At 67.5% G+C, this 21,989-nt stretch carries 19 protein-coding genes; 11 read left to right on the forward strand and 8 right to left on the reverse strand.

Annotated features, from left to right (window positions below; translation table 11 throughout):
- Nucleotides 1-7: 7 nt before the first annotated feature.
- The gene (locus BLR51_RS16955; protein ID WP_089849180.1) at nucleotides 8-901 is read right to left on the reverse strand and encodes a LysR family transcriptional regulator; all 894 of its coding nucleotides are present in this window, start codon (nucleotides 899-901) and stop codon (nucleotides 8-10) included.
- Between the two features lie 98 nt (nucleotides 902-999).
- Here BLR51_RS16955 and metE point away from each other — a divergent pair, with 98 nt between their 5' ends.
- Nucleotides 1,000-3,330: a 5-methyltetrahydropteroyltriglutamate--homocysteine S-methyltransferase gene (metE, locus tag BLR51_RS16960; RefSeq protein WP_165616856.1), complete on the forward strand. Its 2,331-nt coding sequence runs from the start codon at nucleotides 1,000-1,002 to the stop codon at nucleotides 3,328-3,330.
- 41 nt (nucleotides 3,331-3,371) lie between these two features.
- Here metE and rocF read toward each other — a convergent pair whose 3' ends face one another.
- The 5 genes from rocF to BLR51_RS16985 all read right to left on the reverse strand — a co-directional run bounded on the left by rocF (nucleotide 3,372) and on the right by BLR51_RS16985 (nucleotide 8,122).
- Nucleotides 3,372-4,301, reverse strand: a complete 930-nt coding sequence (gene rocF, locus BLR51_RS16965) for an arginase (RefSeq protein ID WP_089849184.1) — start codon at nucleotides 4,299-4,301, stop codon at nucleotides 3,372-3,374.
- A 102-nt stretch (nucleotides 4,302-4,403) separates the two neighbouring features.
- Nucleotides 4,404-5,900, reverse strand: coding sequence for a tripartite tricarboxylate transporter permease (locus tag BLR51_RS16970; protein ID WP_089849185.1), 1,497 nt, complete (start codon nucleotides 5,898-5,900; stop codon nucleotides 4,404-4,406).
- A 9-nt stretch (nucleotides 5,901-5,909) separates the two neighbouring features.
- Nucleotides 5,910-6,341, reverse strand: a complete 432-nt coding sequence (locus BLR51_RS16975; protein ID WP_089849187.1) for a tripartite tricarboxylate transporter TctB family protein — start codon at nucleotides 6,339-6,341, stop codon at nucleotides 5,910-5,912.
- Nucleotides 6,338-7,315, reverse strand: coding sequence for a Bug family tripartite tricarboxylate transporter substrate binding protein (locus BLR51_RS16980; RefSeq protein WP_089849189.1), 978 nt, complete (start codon nucleotides 7,313-7,315; stop codon nucleotides 6,338-6,340). Before BLR51_RS16980 ends, BLR51_RS16975 begins: the two co-directional genes overlap by 4 nt.
- Nucleotides 7,316-7,393: 78 nt before the next feature.
- The gene (locus BLR51_RS16985) at nucleotides 7,394-8,122 is read right to left on the reverse strand and encodes a GntR family transcriptional regulator (protein ID WP_089849191.1); all 729 of its coding nucleotides are present in this window, start codon (nucleotides 8,120-8,122) and stop codon (nucleotides 7,394-7,396) included.
- A gap of 67 nt (nucleotides 8,123-8,189) precedes the next feature.
- Here BLR51_RS16985 and BLR51_RS16990 point away from each other — a divergent pair, with 67 nt between their 5' ends.
- Together BLR51_RS16990 and BLR51_RS16995 are read left to right on the forward strand one after the other, a co-directional pair.
- Nucleotides 8,190-9,155 carry a hydroxymethylglutaryl-CoA lyase gene (locus BLR51_RS16990; protein WP_089849193.1) on the forward strand — a complete coding sequence of 322 codons (966 nt, stop codon included), beginning with the start codon at nucleotides 8,190-8,192 and terminating at the stop codon, nucleotides 9,153-9,155.
- Complete coding sequence (locus tag BLR51_RS16995; RefSeq protein ID WP_089849195.1) at nucleotides 9,152-10,321, forward strand: CaiB/BaiF CoA transferase family protein; 1,170 nt, start codon at nucleotides 9,152-9,154, stop codon at nucleotides 10,319-10,321. Before BLR51_RS16990 ends, BLR51_RS16995 begins: the two co-directional genes overlap by 4 nt.
- Before the next feature lie 21 nt (nucleotides 10,322-10,342).
- Here BLR51_RS16995 and rhaI read toward each other — a convergent pair whose 3' ends face one another.
- The gene (gene rhaI / locus BLR51_RS17000; RefSeq protein WP_089849197.1) at nucleotides 10,343-11,617 is read right to left on the reverse strand and encodes an L-rhamnose catabolism isomerase; all 1,275 of its coding nucleotides are present in this window, start codon (nucleotides 11,615-11,617) and stop codon (nucleotides 10,343-10,345) included.
- Nucleotides 11,618-11,689: 72 nt separating this feature from the next.
- Nucleotides 11,690-13,792: a bifunctional rhamnulose-1-phosphate aldolase/short-chain dehydrogenase gene (locus tag BLR51_RS17005; RefSeq protein ID WP_089849199.1), complete on the reverse strand. Its 2,103-nt coding sequence runs from the start codon at nucleotides 13,790-13,792 to the stop codon at nucleotides 11,690-11,692.
- 189 nt (nucleotides 13,793-13,981) lie between these two features.
- Here BLR51_RS17005 and BLR51_RS17010 point away from each other — a divergent pair, with 189 nt between their 5' ends.
- The 8 genes from BLR51_RS17010 to BLR51_RS17045 all read left to right on the forward strand — a co-directional run bounded on the left by BLR51_RS17010 (nucleotide 13,982) and on the right by BLR51_RS17045 (nucleotide 21,987).
- On the forward strand, nucleotides 13,982-14,785 hold the full coding sequence (locus BLR51_RS17010) for a DeoR/GlpR family DNA-binding transcription regulator (protein ID WP_089849201.1): 804 nt from the start codon (nucleotides 13,982-13,984) through the stop codon (nucleotides 14,783-14,785).
- Nucleotides 14,786-14,825: 40 nt separating this feature from the next.
- Nucleotides 14,826-15,821 carry a rhamnose ABC transporter substrate-binding protein gene (gene rhaS / locus BLR51_RS17015; protein WP_089849203.1) on the forward strand — a complete coding sequence of 332 codons (996 nt, stop codon included), beginning with the start codon at nucleotides 14,826-14,828 and terminating at the stop codon, nucleotides 15,819-15,821.
- Nucleotides 15,822-15,912: 91 nt separating this feature from the next.
- Entirely contained in the window at nucleotides 15,913-17,460 is a 1,548-nt protein-coding gene (locus BLR51_RS17020) for a sugar ABC transporter ATP-binding protein (protein ID WP_165616857.1), read from the forward strand.
- Complete coding sequence (locus BLR51_RS17025; RefSeq protein ID WP_089849205.1) at nucleotides 17,457-18,437, forward strand: ABC transporter permease; 981 nt, start codon at nucleotides 17,457-17,459, stop codon at nucleotides 18,435-18,437. The genes BLR51_RS17020 and BLR51_RS17025 overlap by 4 nt, the downstream gene beginning before the upstream one ends.
- Nucleotides 18,434-19,432: an ABC transporter permease gene (locus BLR51_RS17030; RefSeq protein ID WP_089849206.1), complete on the forward strand. Its 999-nt coding sequence runs from the start codon at nucleotides 18,434-18,436 to the stop codon at nucleotides 19,430-19,432. The genes BLR51_RS17025 and BLR51_RS17030 overlap by 4 nt, the downstream gene beginning before the upstream one ends.
- A complete protein-coding gene (locus tag BLR51_RS17035; RefSeq protein WP_089849209.1) occupies nucleotides 19,432-19,746 on the forward strand; it encodes an L-rhamnose mutarotase in 315 nt (104 codons plus the stop codon). Before BLR51_RS17030 ends, BLR51_RS17035 begins: the two co-directional genes overlap by 1 nt.
- Nucleotides 19,743-21,104 carry an FGGY-family carbohydrate kinase gene (locus BLR51_RS17040; RefSeq protein WP_089849210.1) on the forward strand — a complete coding sequence of 454 codons (1,362 nt, stop codon included), beginning with the start codon at nucleotides 19,743-19,745 and terminating at the stop codon, nucleotides 21,102-21,104. Before BLR51_RS17035 ends, BLR51_RS17040 begins: the two co-directional genes overlap by 4 nt.
- Nucleotides 21,105-21,180: 76 nt before the next feature.
- Entirely contained in the window at nucleotides 21,181-21,987 is an 807-nt protein-coding gene (locus BLR51_RS17045; protein WP_089849212.1) for an N-acyl homoserine lactonase family protein, read from the forward strand.
- The last annotated feature ends 2 nt before the right edge of the window (nucleotides 21,988-21,989 follow it).

The raw sequence follows: 21,989 nt of genomic DNA on the forward strand, positions 1-21,989 counted from the left end.
CGCGCGCTCAGTCCGGGTCCGGGCGCGCGCCAAGCGCGCGGGCCTGCGCCAGAAATCCCGCGATGTAATCGGTGCTCTGCTCGCCGCGCCGCACGCCGATATGCAGGCTTTTGGCGATGCCCGTGTCAAGACGCACGGCGCGCAGCGGCAGGCCTGCGCCTTCTTCGCGCAGGATCCAGTCGGGCACCGCGCTGACCCCGCGCCCGGCGGCGACCAGCTGCAGCATCATGTCGGTGGTTTCCACCGTGCGGTGCCGCTTCGGCAGGCAGTGGCCGGGCACCAGAAACTGCGTGAACACGTCCAGCCGTTCGGGCGCCACCGGATAGGTCAGCAGCGTCTCGGTGGTCAGATCCTGCGGGCGGGCGGGGCCGGTCAGCGGATGGTCGCGCGGCACCGCCAGCACCAGTTCGTAGTCAAAGACCCGGGTGTAATGCAGGCCGGGCAGATCCAGCGGATCGGGGGTGATGAGCAGGTCGATCTCATGCCCGAGCAGCGCGCCGATGCCGCCGAAGCGGAAGGCGGTGCGGATGTCCAGATCCACATCCGGCCATGCGGCAAGATAGGGCGCCACCACCCGCATCAGCCAGTGCTGGCAGGGGTGGCATTCCATGCCCGCCCGCAGCGCGCCGCGATGGCCCTGCGCAAATTCCGACAGCACCTGTTCGGCATGGTCGATCTGCGGCAGCACCCGCTGCGCCAGCGCCAGCAGGTACTCCCCCGCCTGCGTGAAGCGCAGGCCGCGCCCCTCTTTCTGCCAGATGCGGACGCCGTGGCGGGCCTCGAACTTGCGCATGGTGTGCGACAGGGCGGACTGCGTGAGGTTCAGCCGCTCCGCCGCGAGGGTGAGCGAGCCAAGCCGGTCGATTTCGCGCAGGATGGCAAGATGCTGGCGGTCGATCATGGATGAGCCTCTGTCATGGATCAATGAGAACATACCATTTATACTCATGGATCAAAGCCCCTAACCTGCCCCGGACCACACTGTTCCGGAGAATGAACATGGCAATTGCCGCAAACCTTGGATTTCCGCGCATCGGCGCTCGGCGTGAGCTGAAAACCGCGCTGGAGGCGCATTGGGCGGGCCGCATCTCGGCCGAGGATCTGGCCGCAGAGGGGGCGCTGCTGCGCGCCCGGCACTGGGCGCTGCAGAAGGAGGCGGGGCTGGACGTGATCCCGTCCAACGATTTTTCCTTTTACGATCAGGTGCTGGATGCCACGGCGCTGCTGGGGGCGGTGCCGGAACGGTTCGGCCCGCTGCAGGGCGCCGTCACCCCGGCGCAGTATTTCGCCATGGCGCGCGGCACCAAGACGGCGCCCGCCATGGAGATGACCAAATGGTTCGACACGAATTATCATTACATCGTGCCGGAATTCACCGACGGGCAGGCGTTCCGGCTGGGCTCGCTGAAGCCGGTCGAGGAGTTTCTGGAGGCCAAGGCGCAGGGCATCCTGACGCGCCCGGTGCTGCTGGGTCCGGTGACATGGCTGAGCCTTGGCAAGGCCAAGACGGCAGGGGTCGATCCGCTGGCGCTGCTGCCCGCGATCCTGCCGATCTATGCCGACATCCTGCGGCGGCTGCGGCAGGCCGGGGCGGAGTGGGTGCAGATCGACGAGCCGGTGCTGGTCACCGATCTGTCGCAGGGGCAGGCCCGTGCGCTGCGCAGCGCCTATGCGGACCTGGCAGAGGCCGGGCCGAAGGTGATGCTGGCCAGCTATTTCGGCGCGCTGGACGACAATCTGGATCTGGCGCTGTCGCTGCCCACCGCCGGGCTGCATCTGGATCTGGTGCGCGCGCCCGGACAGATCGCGCAGGTGCTGGCGGCGGAGTCTGGGCAGCTGTCGGACAAGGTGCTGTCGCTGGGGCTGGTCGATGGCCGCAACGTCTGGCGTGCCGATCTGGCGCAGGCGCTGACCGTGGCGCAGCAGGCCGCGCAGGCCTTCGGCACGGAGCGGATCCAGATCGCGCCCTCCTGCTCGCTGCTGCATGTGCCGGTGGATCTGGCCGCAGAAACCGGGCTGGAGGAGGATCTCAGGGGCTGGCTGGCCTTTGCCACGCAGAAGCTGGCCGAAGTGGCGGTGCTGAGCCGCGCGCTGGCGGGCGCGGATGTGGCAGCGGATCTGGCCGCAAGCGATGCGGCGGCGGCGGCGCGCCGGGCCTCGCCGCGCATTCATGATCCGCGGGTCAAGGCGCGCAGTGCGGCGGTGACCGCCGCCGATCTTGCCCGCCCCGCACCCTATGCGCAGCGCGCCCGCGCACAGCAGGCGGTGCTGGCGCTGCCCGCCTTTCCCACCACCACGATCGGATCCTTTCCGCAGACCGCAGAGGTGCGCCGCGCCCGCGCCGATCACCGCAAGGGCCTGCTGAGCGACGCCGACTACACCGGCTTCCTGCAGCGCGAGACCGAGGCCTGCATCCGGCAGCAGGAGGATCTGGGGCTCGACATGCTGGTGCATGGCGAATTCGAACGCACGGACATGGTGGAATATTTTGGCGAGAAACTGTCGGGCTACGCCTTCACGCAGGCGGGCTGGGTGCAGAGCTATGGCTCGCGCTGCGTGAAGCCGCCGCTGATCTATGGCGATGTGTCCCGCCCGCAGCCGATGACCGTGGACTGGGCGCGTTTCGCGCAGGCGCTGACCGACAGGCCGGTGAAGGGCATGCTGACCGGGCCGGTGACGCTGCTGCAATGGTCCTTCGTCCGCGATGACCAGCCCCGGTCAGAGACCTGCAGGCAGATCGCGCTCGCCATCCGCGACGAGGTGGCGGATCTGGAGGCGGCGGGCCTGCGCGCCATCCAGATCGACGAACCGGCGCTGCGCGAGGGCCTGCCGCTGCGCCGCGCCGACTGGACCGGCTATCTGCACTGGGCGGTCGATGCCTTCCGCCTGTCTGCCGCCTGCGTGCGGGACGCGACGCAGATCCACACCCATATGTGCTATTCCGAATTCAGCGACATCATGCCCTCCATCGCCGCCATGGATGCTGATGTGCTCTCCATCGAAACCTCGCGGTCGGACATGGATCTGCTGCAGGATTTCGGCAGCTTCGCCTATCCCAACGAGATCGGGCCGGGCCTGTGGGACATCCATTCGCCACGCGTGCCGAGCCATGCGCAGATGGTCACCCTGCTGCGCAAGGCCAGCAGCGTGATCCCGGCGGAACGGCTGTGGGTGAACCCCGATTGCGGGCTGAAAACCCGCGCATGGCCGGAAACGCTGGCGGCGCTGCGCAACCTTGTCGCGGCGGCAGCGGCCCTGCGCGCGGGCGATCTGGCCCCGCTGCCGGTCACCGGCGCCAAGGCCAGCGTGCAGGCCTGCGCCTGCCGCTAGGGGCAGGGGGCGGGCGGGCGCGATCCCGCCCGCCCGCCGGGTCAGGCAAAGCTGCGCGTCGGGCGGTCCAGCACCCGGCGGCCCATCAGCGAGGCGGTCAGGTCGCAGAGCAGCGAGGCGGTGCGGCCGCGTTCGTCCAGAAACGGGTTCAGCTCCACCAGATCGAGCGAGGAGACCAGCCCGCTGTCGCAGAGCGTTTCCATGATCAGATGCGCCTCGCGGAAGGTGGCGCCGCCCGGCACGGTGGTGCCCACGGCGGGGGCGATGCCGGGATCAAGGAAATCCACGTCAAAGCTGACATGCAGCAGCCCCCCGGTGGCGCGCACCCGGTCCAGAAACCGGCGCAGCGGCACCAGCACGCCGGTTTCGTCGATGGCGCGCATGTCATGCACGTCGATCCCCAGCTTCAGGATCAGATCGCGTTCCGCGCTGTCCACCGACCGGATGCCCATCATGCAGATATTGGCCGGATCCACCGCGACCTGAAGCGGCGGATAGGCGTCAAAGCCGGGCTGCCCGGTGACATAGGCCACGGGCGTGCCATGCAGGTTGCCGCTTTGCGTGGTGTCGGGCGAATGCAGGTCGGGATGCGCGTCCAGCCACAGCACGTAAAGCGGGCGGCCCAGATCGGCGGCATGGCGCGCCATCCCGGCCACGGTGCCCGCCGAAATGGAGTGATCGCCCCCCATGAACACCGGCAGGTCATGCGCCGATGCCGCCGCATGGGCCTTGGGTGCGATTGCTTCGATCCATGCCCGCATCTCGGCCAGATGGTGGATGGCGGCATTGGCATGGGGCAGCGGATCCTGCGGCGCGATGGTCACGTCACCCAGATCGGTGACGGCCCAGCCAAGCGCGCGGATCGCCTCTGCCAGCCCGGCGGTGCGCAGGCTCGCCGGTCCCATGAGACAGCCGGGCCGGGAGGCGCCGGTGTCGATGGCCGCCCCGAGAAGAGAACAAGTTCGTGTCATTGGCGCTCCTGTTTTGCGCAGATTGCCGATCTGGCGGAGCATGGCAACAGCCGAGACGGGTTGAAGCGGTCGCGCCCGCCGCAAGGGCGGGCGCGTGGGCGCTTAGCCTGCGCCGGGGCGCTGGCGCATCGCGATGCCGAAGGAAAAGACCAGCATCAGCGCGGTGAAGCCATAGATCACCAGCGCGATTGGACTTTGCAGCAGGATGCCGAACTCCCCGCCCGAAATCGACAGCGCGCGGCGCAGGTTGTTTTCCATGTCCGCCCCCAGGAGCAGGCCCAGCACCACCGGCACCAGCGAAAAGTCGAGCTTGCGCAGCCCGTAGCCAAGGATGCCGAAGCCGATCATCACGAAGAGGTCAAAGGTGGAATGGCTGATCGAATAGATGCCGATGAAGCTGACCATCACCACGATGGGCATCAGCAGCCATTGCGGCAGCGACAGCAGCCGGGTGAAGATGCCGACCATGGGGATGTTCAGCACCAGAAGCACGACATTGGCCAGATACAGCGCCGCGATAAGCCCCCAGACCAGATCGGGCTGGCGTTCGAACAGCAGCGGTCCGGGCTGGATGTTGAGCGAGACCAGCAGCGCCAGCATCACCGCCGTGGTGCCGGAGCCCGGCACCCCCAGCGTCAGCATCGGGATCAGCGCCCCGCCCGAGGCCGCGTTGTTGCCCGCCTCCGGCGCCGCGATGCCGCGCGGATCGCCGGTGCCGAAGGTGCCGTCCTTGTCGCTGAGCTGCTTTTCGGTGCTGTAGGACACAAACGCCCCCAGCGAGGCGCCCGCGCCGGGCAGCACGCCGCAGATAAAGCCGATGACCGAGCCGCGGAGTGCCGCGCCATAGCCCTCGAACATCTCGCGCAGCCGGGGCAGGGCGCGGCCCAGCTTGACCGGTCCCGCGCCCGAGGTGGCGTGGCTTTCGAAATACATGATGATCTCGCTGACCGCGAACAGGCCCACGATGGCGACGATGGGATCGAACCCGTCATAAAGATGGAACGACCCGAAGGTGAAGCGCGCGGTGCCGGTGGCGGGATCGAGCCCGACGCTGGCCAGAAGCAGCCCCAGCACGGCGGCCAGCAGCGTCTTGAACGGGTTCACGCCGGTGACGCCGCCGATGGTGGCGAAAGCCATGACATAAAGCGCGAAGTAATCCGCCGGGCCGAAATGGATCGCGGCCTTGGCCAAGAGCGGCGCAAAGAAGGTCAGACCCAGCGTGGCAAAGGTGGCGCCGGTGAACGAGGCCACCGCCGAGATGCCAAGCGCCTTGGCGGCCTGCCCGCGCTGCGCCATGGGATAGCCGTCAAGCGTGGTCATGATCGCGGGCTCGTCGCCCGGAATGTTGAGCATGATCGAACTGATCCGCCCGCCATACATGCAGCCGTAATAGATGCAGGACAGCATGATGAGCGCCGAGCCCGGTTCCAGATCCATGGCGAAGGCGACGGGGATCAGGATGGCCACGCCATTCACCGGGCCAAGCCCGGGCAGCGCGCCGATCAGCGTGCCCGCGAAACAGCCGAACACCGCCAGCGCAAGGTTGAGCGGCGTGACGGCGACGGCGAACCCGCCCATGAGAGAGGTCAGGATGTCCATGAAGTCTCGCTAGCCGAAGATCGCGGGGGCAAAGGGCAGGGGCAGCCCCAGCACCGCGTCAAAGATCACAAAAAGGGAGATGCCGACAGCAAGACCGGTCACGCCCGCCTTCCATGGCCGGGCGCCGAACAGCAGCGCCAGACAGCCGGTGCCCAGCGTGGTCGACAGCGGAAAGCCCAAGGGCTCCAGCAGCAGCACGTAGCCGGACAGCACGGCCAGCGTGCAAAGCTGCCGGGCCAGCGCCGGGCCGGACTGTGCCACGGGGTCGGGATCGGGGCGCAGGAGCAGCCCGAGGCTGAGGATGGCCGCAAGTGCTGCGACCATCTGCGGAAAGGCGGCGGGGCCCAGAGGATCCCCGAAACTCGCCTCGTAGCCGCGCGCCACCCAGACGGCCGAAACCGCGATCATGAAGATCACGGCTCCGACCATGCGGTCGATCATTGAATGACCCCGATGCTGCGCGAGATCTCTTCCATCTGCTGCGCCTGTTCGGCCACATAGGTTTCGAACTCGTCACCACCGCGCCAGACGGTGATCAGCCCGTTGCCTTCGGCGGCTTCCTTCCATTCGGCGGTGTCGTATAGCGCCTTCAGCTTGTCGACCCATGCCTGATAATCGGCATCGGAGACGTCGCCGCCGGTATAGAACCCGCGCCAGTTGTAGCCAGTCACGTCATAGCCCTGCGCCTTGGCGGTGGGGGCGTCGGGGAAGGCGGGGATCGGCTCGTCGGACAGGGCCGCGAGGATCTTGATGTCGCCGGATTCCACGAAGCCTGCGATCTCCCCCAGATCGGTGGAGACCGCGCCGACCTGACCGCCCAGCATCTGCGTCACAGCCGGGCTGCCGCCATCGAACTGCACCCAGCGGATCGCCTTGTAATCCTCGCCGGACATGCCCGCCGCATCGGCCAGCATCAGCAGGCGGATATGGTCCCAGCCGCCCGCACCCGAGGATCCGGCCACCGGGATGGAGGTGGGATCGGCCTTCAGCGCATCCAGCAGGTCGTCGATGCTGTCATATTCGGAATCCGCCGGCACGGTGATGACCCCGACATCGGTGCCCAGCATCCCCACCCAGCGCATCACGTCGACGCCGCCCGGATATTTGCCCTGCGCGATCTGGGTGACGCCCACGGTGGAGGTGGCCACCAGCAGTTCACCTTCGGACGCGCGCTTGCCCGCCACATTGGCAAAGGCCACGGCGCCGACGCCGCCCGGCATGTTGGTGACCTGAACCGAGCTGTCTTCGATGCCGAGATCGGTCAGCAGCCGCCCCACGGTGCGGCAGGTGAAATCCCAGCCGCCGCCCGGATCGGCGGGGGCGATGCATTCGGCGGCGCTGGCGGTGACAGCGCTGATGGCGGTAAGCCCGGTGGCGAAGATCGCTCCGGTGACAAGTTTGCGCGTGATGGACATGGTTTCCTCCCTTTTGTCCCTTGGCCCTGACGGGCTGCTCTGCCGGGGTCTCCCGCCCCGGGTGGTCTGGTCTCGGGTCTAGACGCTGCCTCCCCGACCCGGTTTGTGATCGACAACGCCACGCGTGCCAAGAAACCGGCGCGCGCCCTCCACGGCGTCAAGGATCTGGTCGCGCACGGCGCGGGTGTGCAGGCGGATCTGGCGCGCCGCCGCATCCTCCTGCCCGGCGGTGACGAGATCCAGAATTTCGGTATGTTCCTGCCACGCGGTTTCGCGCTGTGCGGCATCGCTTGCCAGCAGCCAGCGCAGCCGCAGCGCCCGGCCCACGGCGGCGCGCACCGCATCGCGCAGGAACGGATTGCCCGACAGCGCCGCAAGCTCCACATGCACGTCAAGCCCGGAGGCCATCCAGTCCTCCACCCGGAAATCGGTGCGGCCCCGGTCGATGGTCTGGCGCAGCGCCGCCAGATCCTCCGCCTGCGCGCGGCGGCAGGCCAGCCGCACGGCGGTATCCTCCAGCTCTTCGCGGAATTCGAACAGGTCGCGGATCTCGGTCAGGTCGATGGGCGCGATCAGGTAGCCGCCGCGCGGATCGCGGTCCACCAGCCCTTCGGCGCTCAGCGCCGCCAGCGCCGCGCGGATCGGGGTGCGGGACATGTGGTAGCGGTCCTGCAGCGCGCGTTCGGACACCGGCTCGCCGGGGGCGAAGGCCATCGACAGCACATCCCGCCGGATGTCCTGAAGGGCGCGTTCCGCCTGCGGCAGTGCCGCCGTATCCCCCGCGTCAGTGGCGTCCATGGTCTGCATTGACCCTCCCTGTCCGGGTGGTATACCACGTCGGTAGACCACATCAACAGCTTTTGGAGGAGGGCTTATGACGCAGGTCACGCTGGAGGGTTTCCCCGAAAGAGTGCGGATCGTGGACGTGGGCCCCCGCGACGGGCTGCAGGCCTGGCCGGAGCCGGTGCCCACGGATGTGAAGATCGCGATGATCAACGGGCTGATCGCGGCAGGGGTGCCGCAGCTGGAGGTCACGTCCTTTGTCGCCCCGCGCGCCGTGCCCAATATGGCCGATGCCGCCGAGGTCATGGCCGCCATCGACCGCAGCCGCGGCGCCGAACTGACCGCACTGGTGCCCAATGCCCGCGGTGCCGCCCGCGCCATCGGGGCGAAGGTGGATGCGATGGTGGTGTTCCTGTCGGCCTCCGAAAGCCACAATCAGGCCAATGTGAACTGCGCGCGCGACACCTCGCTTGCCGCCGCGCGCGAGATCGCGCGGATGGGGCAGGAGGCGGGCGTGGCCGTTTATGGCGCCATCGCCACCGCCTTTGGCTGCCCGTTTGAAGGCAATGTGCCCGTCAGCGACATCCTGCATGTGGCCAAGGCCTATGCCGATTGCGGCATCACCAAGATTTCGCTGGGGGACACCACCGGCATGGCGACACCGCGTCTGGTGCAGGAGCGCTGCCGGGCGCTGGCCGCAGATCTGCCGCAGGCCGACATCGCGCTGCATTTCCACAACACGCGCGGCGTCGGGCTGGCCTGCGCCTATGCCGGGCTGCAGGAGGGCATCACCCGGTTCGAGGCAAGCGTGGCGGGCATCGGCGGCTGTCCCTTCGCGCCGGGTGCCACCGGCAACATCTGCACCGAGGATCTGGTCTATCTTCTGCACGAAAGCGGGGTGGAAACCGGCATCGACCTAGAGGCGCTGATCGGCGTGGCGCAGCGCACCGAAACCGCGCTTGGCCAGAAGCTGCCGGGGCAGGTGATGAAGGCGGGGCCGCGGCTGCGCGCCTATGGGCGCGACGCGGTGCGCTCCTCGCGCGGGGATGCGGCATGACCGTGGCGACGGCGATGAAGCCGCCGCTGGACGGGATCCGGGTGATCGACCTGACCCGCGTGCTGTCCGGGCCGTTCTGTTCCATGCTGCTGGGGGATATGGGGGCGGAGGTCATCAAGATCGAAAGCCCCGCAGGCGATCCGGTGCGCGGGCAGGGCCATCACAAGAACGGCTTTTCGTGGTATTTCGCGAGCTTCAACCGCAACAAGAAATCCGTGGTGCTGGATCTTTACTCCGACGAGGGGCGGCAGGCGCTGGCCCGGCTTCTGGAAACCGCCGACGTGCTGGTCGAAAACTTCCGCCCCGGCGTGCTGGCGCGGATGGGCTTCCCGCAGGAGGAGCTGGACCGCCTCAACCCCCGGCTGATCGTGGCCAGCGTCAACGGCTTCGGCTCCACCGGGCCCTATATCGACCGGCCCGCCTTTGACTTCATCGCGCAGGCGATGAGCGGATTCATGAGCGTGAACGGCCCCGCCGACCAGCCGCCGCTGCGCGCGGCCCAGCCGGTCACCGATCTGGTGGCGGGGCTTTACACCGCTTTCGGCATCGTCTCGGCGCTGCATGGCCGCAACCGCGACGGGGCGGGGCAGGCGGTGGAAACCTCCATGGTCAATGGCGTGCTGAGCATGATGGCCTATCTTGCCTCCGAACATTTTGTCACCGGCGAGAACCCGCAGCGCACCGGCAACGATCATCCGCTGGTGGCGCCTTACGGGCTTTATAATGCCGCCGACGGGCAGATCGCCATTGCCGCCTCCAACGATCAGGTGCTGGGGCGGCTCTTGGCCGAGATCGGCCTGCCCGACCTGCTGTCCGATCCGCGTTTTGACAGCAACGACAAGCGCTTCGCCCGGCGCGAGGAACTGCACGGGCTGCTGGATGCGGCGCTGGCCAGCGACACGCGCGAAAACTGGATTGTCCGGCTCAACCGCGCGGGCGTGCCCACCGGCAAGATCCAGACGCTGAAAGAGGTTTTCGCCGATCCGCAGATCCAAGCGCAGGACATGGCGATCGACGTGCCGCATGGCGAGGATCGCGGCACGGTGCGGATGCTGGGCTTTCCGGTGAAGCTAAGCCGCACCCCCTGCGCGGCCCGTCTGCCCGCCCCCCGTCTGGGCGAGCATACCGAGGAGGTGCTGGCGGCACTGGCGCGCGAGCGGGGCTGAGGCCCCGCCCGGCGCAAGGCATCAGACGATGCCCCCGCCGCGGCCGCCGGATTGGGGCCGCCGCGCCGCGACCTCCGCCCGGTAACCCGAGCGGCGGAAGGTGGCGACAGGATCAATGGCCGCCCCCGCCTCCAGCCGGGCCATGGCAAGGATCGGGCCGACATCGGTGCGGAAGGCGCGCTTCAGCGTCTCGGAGGCCATGAGCGCGTCGTTTTCCTCCTGATAGCCGGACAGGGCGGCGCGATCCACCAGCAGCGCCTGCGCATAGGCGCGCTGAACTTCCATCGCGGAGGACATCAGGCTTTCGATGGGATCGGTGACATTGTGGCTTTGGTCCAGCATATGCGCGGGGTCAAAGCCGGGCTGGCCTTCGGCATCGACCAGTTCGTTGAACACCAGAAACAGCCGGTAGGGATCGATGGATCCGGTGTCCAGATCGTCATCGCCATATTTGCTGTCATTGAAATGAAAGCCGCCCAGCTTGCCGAAGCGGATCAGCCGCGCCACGATCATCTCGATGTTCACATTGGGCGCGTGATGGCCCAGATCCACAAGGCACTGCGCCTGCGGCCCAAGCTCGGTGGCGATCAGGTAATTGGTGCCCCAGTCCTGCACCACGGTGGCATAGAAGGCAGGCTCGAACATCTTGTGTTCGGTGAAAAGCCGCCAGTCTTCGGGCAGGGCGGCATAGATCTGCCGGGCGCTGTCCAGATAGCGGTCGAACTGCCGGGTGAAATGGCTCTGGCCCGGAAAGTTGGACCCGTCGCCCACCCAGACCGTCAGCGCCTTTGATCCGATCTCGCGGCCAATCTCGATGCAGGCAAGGTTATGCTCCACCGCCTGCGCACGGGTGCCGCCATCGACATGCGACAGCGAGCCGAACTTGTAGCTTGACGCCTGCCCGGGCTGGTCCTGAAAGGTGTTGGAATTCATCGCGTCAAAGCCCAAGCCCACCTCTTCGGCCTTGGCGCGGAGATCGGCGGCGGGGGCCAGATCCCACGGCACATGCAGCGACACGCGCGGCGTGGCGGCGGTCAGCCGGTGGATCACCCCGCAATCGTCGAGCTTGTCGAAGATCCCCGCAGGTTCGCCCGCGCCGGGAAAGCGCGCAAAGCGCGTGCCGCCGGTGCCCACGCCCCAGGACGGAATCGCGATGCCATAGGCCGCCACCCGCGCCTTGAGGCTGTCGATGGCAAGGCCGCGGCGGTCAAGCTGCTCTCCCAGCGCGTCATACTCGGCGCGCAGCCCCGGTTCGGCAGCCGCATTGGCCGCCTCGATGATGGTCCTGTCGATCACGCTGTCCTCCCGTTTCGTCCCGCCCGCAGCGGCCCGTGGCCTGCCGCGGGCCCTGTCTGCCTGCCCCGCCGGTCAGCGGGTGAAGGCCTGCACGTTGCCGGCATCCACGTTCAGGATATTGCCGGTCGATTTTGCGCTGAGATCGGCGGCGAAGAAATAGCAGGCCTCCGCCACATCCTCGGGCAGCACCGACCGCTTGAGCAGCGAGCGGGCGCGATACATCTCCTCCAGCCCCTCCTTGTCGGTGCCATAGGTGGCGGCGCGCTGGTCCAGCCATTCGCCGGACCAGATCTTGGATCCGCGCAGTACCGCATCGGGGTTCACCACATTGACCCGGATGCCCTCTGGCGCGCCTTCCAGCGCAAGACAGCGCGCAAGATGGATCTCCGAGGCTTTGGCGGTGCAATAGGCGGCGGCCCCGGGCGAGGCGGCGAGCCCGTTCTTGGAGGCGACAAAGACGATGGAGCCGCCGATGCCCTGCGCCTTCAGCAGCCGGAACGCCGCGCGCGAAACAAGGAAATACCCCGTGGACAGGATCGACATGTTGCGGTCCCAAAGCTCCAGCGTGGTGTCCTCGATCCTGGCCGAAGAGGCGATGCCCGCGTTGGACACCACAATGTCGACCCCGCCAAAGGCCACGGCGAGGTCGGCATAGGCCGCAGCCACCGCCGTTTCGGAGGTCACGTTCATCTCCACCGTGGCGATGCGGTCCGCGCCGTGGCGGGCAGCCAGCGCCTGCCGGGTGGCGGCCAGCGCCTCGGCGTCGATATCGGCCAGCATCACGCAGGCGCCTTCGGCAAGATAACGTTCCGCCGTGGCAGACCCGATGCCGCCCGCGCCGCCGGTGACGATGGCAATGCGCCCCGCAAGCGACCGGGGCTTTGGCATGCGCTGCAGCTTCGCCTCTTCCAGCAGCCAGTATTCGATGTCAAAGGCCTCTTGCTCGGGCAGGCCGCGATAGTCGCTGACCGCATCCGAGCCGCGCATGACATTGATGGCGTTGACATAGAATTCCGCCGACACCCGCGCCGTGGCCTTGTCCTTGGCAAAGGTGATCATGCCCACGCCGGGCACCAGATAGACCACGGCATTGGGATCGCGCATCGCCGGGCTGTCGGGATGGCGGCAGCGGTCATAATAGGCGGCATACTCGGCGCGATAGGCTTCCACCATGGCCGGAAGCTGCGCCAGCGTCGCCTCCAGATCCGGGGCTGCGGGGTCGAACTCCACCACCAGCGGGCGGATCTTGGTGCGCAGGAAATGGTCCGGGCAGGAGGTGCCAAGGGCGGCCAGCCGCCGCATCTCGGCAGCCGCCACGAAGTCCAGCACTGCAGGCTGGTCGTCGAAATGGCCGACCTTGTGGCTGCCTTCGGAGATCATGCCCCGGATCGCGGGCATCAGCGCTGCGGCGATGCGGCGGCGCTCGGGCTCGGGCAGGGTTGGATGGGCCGGGCCGCCAAAGGCGGGCACATCCTGCATCTGCGCCTCGAACCATGCGATGGCGCGGTTGATGGTGGCCAGCGTCGTCTCGTAACAGGTCTTGGCGTCGTCATCCCAGCAGAAGAGGCCATGGCTTTCCAGCACCACTCCCTTGGCTTGGGGGTTCTTGCGGCAGAACTCCTCCAGCCACAGGCCCAGCTCGAAACCGGGCTTTTTCCATGGCAGCCAGCCGATGTCGTCGCCAAAGATCTGCCGCGTCAGAGCTTCCGAATTGGCCGAGGCGGCGATGGCGATGATCGCGTCGGGATGCACATGGTCGACATGGCGGCGCGGCACATAGGCATGCAGCGGCGTGTCGATGGAGGCCGCGCGCGCGTTCAGCGCGAAGGTGCAGTGCGGCAGGTAGCCCACCATCTCGTCCTCGAATGCGACGCCGCGGTAAAGCCCCTTCAGCGCCTGCAGCTTGTCCATGTAAAGCGTGGCAAAGCCCTGCTTGTCCATCGTGCCGATGTCGCCGCCCGATCCCTTGACCCACAGCACCTCGACCGGGGCGCCGGTCAGCGGATCGGTCTCCGTCACCTTGGCCGAGGTGTTGCCGCCGCCGTAATTGGTCACCCGCTTGTCCGATCCCAAGAGGTTGGAGCGATAGAGCAGCTTGTCGGAGTCGCTGAGCGTCGCCGCATGCGCGTCGTCCCAGAGGTTGTCGAGCGCCGTTCCCGGTGCGGTGTTAAGCATGAAGAATCCTCCCATCACGGCCAAGGTGCTCAGCCCGGTTCGGGAGGCAGGGTTGCGCCGGGGCAGCCGAATGTCAATCATAAACAATCAATACCAATCATTATGCAGGCGCAGAAAATCAACATACGATCATTTATGATTGACAGTGATTGGTTTTGTCAGGCAGCCTGCGACATCAGGGAGGATCCCATGCACGAAAACGAACGCCATCGCGTCATCCTGTCCGCCGTCGAGGCCAAGCCCTTCGTCTCGGTCGCGGAAATGGTCGAGATGACCGAGTCCTCCGAGGCGACGATCCGGCGCGACATCGCGACGCTGCACATGCAGAAAAAGCTGCGCCGCGTCCGGGGCGGGGCGGAATCCGTGGCGCCACCTGCGGTGATCGGGCTGGCGGGGCGGCCGTTTTCGGTGAACCTGTCCAAGAATGCCCGGCAGAAACGCGCCATCGGGCGCGCGGCGGTGGCGCTGGTCGAGGATGGCGAGTCGATCATCATCAACGGCGGCACCACCACTTTTCAGATGGTGCATCCGCTGGCCACGCGCCGCTGTCAGGTCTTCACCAATTCCTTTCCCATCGCGGAGCATCTGCTGCGGCAGACCAAGAACACCGTGGTCCTGCCCGGCGGCACCATCTACCGCGAGCAGAACATCATCCTGTCGCCCTTCGACAATGACGTGACGCGCAATTTTTACGCGCGCTGCATGTTCATGGGCTGTCAGGGCATCGCCCCCATCGGCATCATGGAACCGGATCCCCTGGTGATCCAGTCCGAACAGAAGCTGATCGGACAGGCGGACAAGGTGGTGATCCTTGCCGACAGCACGAAATTCGAAAAGCGGTCCAGCCTGATCCTGTGCCCGCTGGCGCAGGTCGACACCGTGATCACCGATGACCGGGTGACCGATGCCCATGCCGCCATGCTGGAAAGCGCGGGCGTGACGCTGATCGTGGCACCCGCAGGGGCCGACGAGGAGGAGGCTGACGCGGGCTGACCGCGCCGCCGATCAAACAGGACTTTCAGGGAGGAAAGACATGACATTCAACAGACGTCTCGCCCTTGGGCTCGGCCTTGCCGCCAGCCTTCTGGGCACCAGCGCCATGGCGCAGGATCCGATGCGCATCGCGCTGGTCGCCAAATCGCTGGGCAACGGCTTTTTCGAGGCCGCGGCGCGCGGCGCCGAAGAGGCCGCCGCCGAGCTTGGCAATACCGAGATCATCTATACCGGCCCCACCTCCACCACGGCGGAGGGCCAGATCGAGGTGATCAATTCGCTGATCGCGCAGCGGGTCGATGCCATCGCCATTTCGGCCAATGATCCCGACGCGGTGGTGCCCGCCCTGCAGAAGGCGATGCAGCGCGGCATCACGGTGATCTCGTGGGATTCGGGCGTGGCCCCTGAAGGCCGCGAGATGCATCTGGCGCCCTCCTCGGACGCGCTGATCGGGCAGACCATCATCAAGCTTGCCGCCGATCATCTGCCCGAAGGCGGCAAGGTGGCGGTGCTGTCGGCCACCTCCACCTCGACCAACCAGAATGTCTGGATCGCCGAGATGACCAAGGTGATGGACCAGTATCCCGACATCGAGGTGGTGGCGACCGTCTATGGCGACGATCTGGCCGACAAGTCCTATCGCGAGACCCAAGGCCTGATCCAGACCTATCCCGATCTGGATGCCATCATCGCGCCCACCTCGGTGGGGATCGTCGCGGCGGCACAGGCCGTGCAGGATGCGGGCAAGGTGGGGCAGGTCAATGTGACCGGGCTGGGCCTGCCGTCGGAAATGGCGGGGGCGATCGAGTCCGGCGCCTCCAAGTCCTTCGCGATCTGGAACCCGGTGGATCTGGGCTATACCGCCGCGATGATCGCCCATGCGCTGGCCAGCGACGCGGCCAGCGCCGAACCCGGCGCCGAGATCGCCACGGGCCGGATGGGCAGCGTCACGCTGGACGACGAGACCAGCGCCGCGATGTCCGAACCCTTCACCTATGACGCCAGCAACATCGACGAGTTCAAGAGCGTCTTCTGAGGGGCTCCCCCTTGCGGGCCCGGCCTTGGCGCCGGGTCCGCGCCCATATCCATCCGCGATCTTGCGACAACCATCGGCTTCCGGGGGAGTGATGAGCTATTCCATCGACATGACGGACCAAATCGCTGGGGCGACCGATCCGGTGCTGCGGCTGGCCGGGATCAGCAAGAGCTTTCCCGGGGTCAAGGCGCTGAGCGATGTGGAACTGGCGCTTTATCCGGGGCAGGTGACCGCGCTGATCGGCGAGAACGGCGCGGGCAAGTCCACGCTGGTCAAGATCCTGACCGGGCTTTACCAGCCCGATGCGGGCCGGATCGAACTCGACGGCGCGGCGGTGCGCTTTGCCACCGCCAGCGATGCGGCAGCGGCAGGGGTCACCGCCATCCATCAGGAAACCGTGCTGTTCGATGACCTGAGCGTGGCGGAAAACATCTTTCTGGGCCATGCCCCGCGCGGGCGGTTCGGGCTGATCGACTGGGCGCGGATGCGCAGGGAGGCCGCCGCGATCCTGACCCGGATCGGCGCGCAGATCGACCCCGCGACGCCGCTGCGCGAGCTTGGCATCGCCTCCAAGCATCTGGTGGCCATCGCCCGCGCCCTGTCCATCGAGGCGCGGGTGGTGGTGATGGACGAACCCACCGCAGCACTTTCGGCCACCGAGATCGAAGAGCTTTACGAGCTGGTCGACCGGCTGAAGCGCGAGGGCAAGGCGATCCTGTTCATCTCGCACAAGTTCGACGAGATCTTCCGCATCGCCGACCGCTATACCGTGTTCCGCGACGGGCAGATGGTCGATGCCGGACGGATGGCCGATGTCACCGAAACCCAGCTGGTGGAAAAGATGGTGGGCCGTGCGGTGGACACGATCTTTCCGCAGCGCGAGTCCGTTCCCGGCGAGGTGGTGCTGACCGTGGCGGGCTATGCCCATCCCACCGAATTCGCCGATATCGGCTTTACCCTGCGGCGCGGCGAGATCCTCGGGTTCTACGGGCTGGTGGGGGCCGGGCGGTCAGAGGTCATGCAGGCGCTCTTCGGCGTGACCCGGCCCGCGCGCGGGGCGGTGCGCATCGATGGCCGCATCGCGGTGATCCGCTCCCCGGCGGAGGCCATCGCGCAGGGCATCGTCTATGTGCCGGAGGATCGCGGACGGCAGGGCGCCGTGACCGCGATGCCGATTTTCCAGAACGTCACGCTGCCCTCGCTGCCCCGCACCTCGCGCCGTGGCTTCATCCGCATGGCGGAGGAATTTGCGCTGGCCCGCACCTATACCGAACGGCTGGATCTGCGCGCGGCGGCGCTTGACCAGCCGGTGGGGGAGCTGTCGGGCGGCAACCAGCAGAAGGTGGTCATCGCCAAATGGCTCGCCACCCGGCCCAAGGTCATCATCCTTGACGAGCCGACCAAGGGGATCGACGTGGGATCAAAGGCGGCGGTGCATGACTTCATGGCGGAACTCGCCGCAGAGGGGCTGTCGGTCATCATGGTCTCGTCCGAGATTCCGGAAATTCTGGGCATGTCCGACCGGGTGATCGTGATGCGCGAGGGGCGCATTGCCGCCGAATTCGACCGCGCCCGTCTGACCCCTGAAACGCTGGTGCGCACCGCCGCCGGCTATGACCGCAAAGGAGTGGCCGCATGATCCGCAGCTTCGTCAGATCGCGCGAAGCGATCCTGCTGGGCGCCCTGATCGCGCTGGTGCTGCTGGTGGAAAGCCGCTTTTCCGGCTTCGCCAGCCCCGGCAATTTGGCGGCGGTGTTCAACGACACCGCCATCCTCATCATGCTGGCTCTTGGCCAGATGCTGGTGATCTTGACGCGCTGCATCGACCTGTCGCTGGCCTCGAACCTCGCGCTGACCGGCATGGTCACCGCCATGCTCAATGCCGCGGTGCCGGGCCTGCCGGTGGTGGCGCTGATCGCGCTGGCGGTGACGCTGGGCGTGGTCATGGGCATGGTCAACGGGCTTCTGGTCTGGAAGCTGGACATCCCGCCCATCGTGGTGACGCTGGGCACGCTGACCATCTATCGCGGCCTGATCTTCCTGATCTCGGATGGCGCATGGGTGAACAGCCACGAGATGAGCGCCGCCTACAAGGCGCTGCCCCGGGCCGAGCTGATCGGCCTGCCGGTGCTGTCATGGATCGCGCTGGCGGTGATCGCGGGCTTTGCGGTGCTGGTCAACCGCAGCGCGCTTGGCCGGGCCTTTCTGGCCGTGGGCGGCAATCCCCATGCGGCGGTCTATACCGGGATCGATGTGGGCCGCACCCGCTTTGCCGCCTTCGCCATCGCGGGCGGGCTTGCCGGGCTTTGCGGCTATCTCTGGGTGTCGCGCTATGCGGTGGCCTATGTCGATGTCGCGGGCGGGTTCGAGCTTGACGTGGTCGCCGCCTGCGTGATCGGCGGCATTTCCATCGCGGGCGGGCTTGGCACGGTGGGCGGCGCGGTGCTGGGCGCGCTGTTTCTGGGCACCATCAAGAACGCGCTGCCCGTGGCGGGGATCTCTCCCTTCTGGCAGCTCGCCATTTCGGGGGCCGCGATCATCATCGCCGTCGCCTTCAACGCCCGGTCCTCTGCCAAGGCGGGGCGTCTCATCCTCAGACCGGAGTCCACGGCATGAGCCTGCTTGATCCCCCCCGTTCCCGCAGCCTGCCCGACCGGCTGACCGGCCCCGCAGCCCGCCTGTCGCGCAGCTGGGAGGTGCTGCTTCTGGGCATCGCGGTGCTGATCTTTGTCGCCAACACGCAGGCGAGCCCCTATTTCCTTGATCCGTGGAACCTGTCGGACGCCACTTTCAACTTCACCGAAAAGGCGATGATCGCCTTTGCCATGGCGCTGCTGATCATCGCGGGCGAGATCGACCTGTCGGTGGCGGGGATCATCGCGCTGGCCTCCACCGCCATGGGCTGGGCGCTGCAGTTCGGGCTGGGCACGCCGGGGCTGGTGATGATCGGGCTTGCGGTGGGGCTGGCCTGCGGCGCGGTGAACGGCGCGCTGGTCACGCGGCTTGGCCTGCCCTCCATCGTGGTGACCATCGGCACCATGAGCCTGTTCCGTGGCATCAGCTATATCGTGCTGGGGGATCAGGCCTTCAACGGCTATCCCGACAGCTTTGCATGGCTGGGGCGGGGTTATGTGGTCTGGGTGATCTCGTTCGAACTGGTGCTGTTCGCGCTTTTTGCGCTGATCTACGGGATCGTGCTGCACCGGACCAATTTTGGCCGCCATGTCGTGACCATCGGCAACAACCCCACGGCGGCGCGGTTTGCCGGCATCCGGGTGGAGCGGGTGAAGATGGTGCTGTTCCTGCTCACCGGGCTGATGTCGGGGATCGCGGCGGTCTGCCTGACCGCGCGGCTGGGATCCACCCGGCCCTCCATCGCCTCGGCATGGGAACTGGAGGTGGTGACCATGGTCGTGCTGGGCGGCGTGTCGATCCTTGGAGGGTCGGGATCCATTCCCGGCGTGGTGCTGGCGGCGCTGGTCATGGGCATGGTCACTTTCGGGCTGGGCCTGCTCAACGTGCCGGGCATCGTCATGTCGATCTTCATCGGGGCGCTGCTGATCGGGGTCATCGCCATTCCCCGGCTGGTCGCGCGGATCCGGGGGCGGTGATGGAAAAATACGCCTTCCGCATGACCCTGCGTCCCGGCTGCGCCGACGAGTACCGCCGCCGCCATGACGCGATCTGGCCCGAGCTTGCCGCCCTGCTGCGCGAGGCGGGGGTGCGCGACTATTCCATCCATCTTGATCCCGACACGTCGGCGCTTTTTGCCGTGCTCTGGCGGCCTGCCGATCACGGCATGGCCGATCTGCCCGACCATCCGGTGATGCGGCGCTGGTGGGCGCATATGGCCGATATCATGGACACCAACCCCGACGGCTCGCCCTGCGTGACGGATCTCGTGCCCATGTTCCACCTGCCATGACCGCCCCCGCCCATATCGCGGTGATCGACATCGGCAAGACCAATGCCAAGCTGGCGCTCGTCGATGCGGCGGATCTGTCCGAACTTGCGGTGGAAACCCGGCCGAACCGGGTGATCCCCGGCCCGCCCTGGCCGCATTTCGATCTGAGCGGCCACTGGGCCTTTCTGCTCGATGCGCTTGCGCGGTTTCACGCCCGCCACCGGGTCGATGCGATTTCGGTCACCACCCATGGCGCCTCGGCGGTGCTGCTGGATGCGGCGGGCGGGCTTGCCGCGCCGATGCTGGATTACGAACATGACGGCCCCGACAGCTGCGCTGCCGACTATGACGCGCTGCGCCCCGGCTTTGCCGACACCGGCAGCCCCCGGCTGGGCGCCGGGCTGAACCTTGGCGCGCAGCTGCACTGGATGCTGCAGCGCGATCCCGGGCTGCGCGACCGGCTGGCGCATGTGGTGACCTATCCGCAATACTGGGGCTTCCGTCTGACCGGGGTGCGGGCCAGCGATGTCACCTCGCTGGGCTGTCACACCGATCTGTGGGATCCGTGGCGGGGGCGGCCTTCGGCGCTGCTGGACCGGCTCGGGCTCGCCGGGCGGCTGGCGCCGCCGCGCCGCGCCGCCGATCTGCTGGGGCCGGTCTCGGCGCAGGTGGCGCGGATCACCGGGCTTTCGCCGCGCACGCCCGTGGCCACCGGCATCCATGACAGCAACGCCTCGCTCTATCCGCATGTGCTGTCGCGCAAGGCGCCCTTTGCGGTGGTGTCGACCGGCACATGGGTGGTGGCGATGGCGGTGAGGGGCCGCCCGGTGACGCTGGATCCGGCGCGTGACACGCTGGTCAATGTCAACGCGCTGGGGCAGCCGGTGCCCTCCGCCCGCTTCATGGGCGGGCGCGAATACGAGATCCTGCGCGAAGGCGCGACCGCCCGGCCCACCGCCGCCGACCGTCAGGCGGTGCTGGCGCGGCAGCTGCGGCGCCTGCCCGCGACCGAACGCGGATCGGGGCCGTTTCGCGGGATGAAGGGCGGCTGGACCTCTCCGCCCGGCAGCGAGGGCGAGAGGATGCTGGCGCTGTCATGGTATCTGGCGCTGATGACCGACACCTGCCTGAGCCTTGCCGGGGCGGCGGGGCCGGTGGTCATCGAAGGGCCCTTTGCCCAGAATGCCGATTATCTGGAGATGCTGGCCGCCCTGCATCCGCAGGGGGTCACCGCCATGGGATCCGCCACCGGCACCAGCGCGGGCGCGGCGCTGCTGTTTGGGTCCGCCGCCGCCGTCCCGGCGGGGCGCGCGGTCACCGCCCCCGACCCCGCGCCGCTGAGCGCCTATGCGCAGGCATGGCGGGCGGCGGTGGGCTGACACCTGCCGGGGCGCAATCGGGGTTGCATTCGCCCCGCCCGCGCCAGACCCTGCGGCGGAGCAGGAGGAGCAGGACATGAACGAGACCACATGGCGGATCTATGGCATCCGTCACGCCATCAACGCCAACCGGACCCGGGGGCAGAATTACATCCTTGACCCCGATCCCGGCGCGCCGCTGGTGCTGGATTTCTACTGCTGGGTGCTGGTCTCTGATGACCGCGCGATCATGGTCGATACCGGCATGGATCCGCAGGTCGCCGCCCGCCACGGTCATACGCCGCTGCTGAGTCCGGTCGCGGCGCTGGCGGCGCTGGGGCTGGAGGCGGCGCAGATCGACACGGTGCTGCTGACCCATGCCCATTACGATCATCTGGGCTATCTCGACGCTTTCCCCAACGCGCAGTTCTACATGCAGGCCGAAGAGATGGCCTATATCACCGGGCCGTTCATGGCACGCCCGTGGTTCCGCCGCGCCTATGAAACCGCCGAGATCCTGAAGCTGGTCAGCCTGCTGCACGCGGGCCGCCTGCATCTGCACGGGCGCGAGCGGCAGGTGGCCGATGGCGTCAGCCTGCACTGGGTGGGCGGCCATACCGCCGGGCAGGAGATCGTGCGGGTGCGCACCGCGCGCGGCTGGGTCGTGCTGGCCTCGGATGCGCTGCATTATTACGAGGAATACGAACGCGGCATCCCCTTTGCCATCGTCTACAGCTCCGCCGACATGATCGCCGGGCATGACGTCATCCGGGCGCTGGCCGACAGCGACGATCATGTGCTGCCCGGCCATGATCCGCGCCTTGCCCTGATCTACCCGCAGGCCGAGAGCGCCGGATCCGAGCATGTGCTGCGGCTGGACGCAGAGCCTGCCGCGCGGGGCTGAGG

This window comes from Salipiger marinus (assembly GCF_900100085.1).
GTDB lineage: Bacteria > Pseudomonadota > Alphaproteobacteria > Rhodobacterales > Rhodobacteraceae > Salipiger > Salipiger marinus.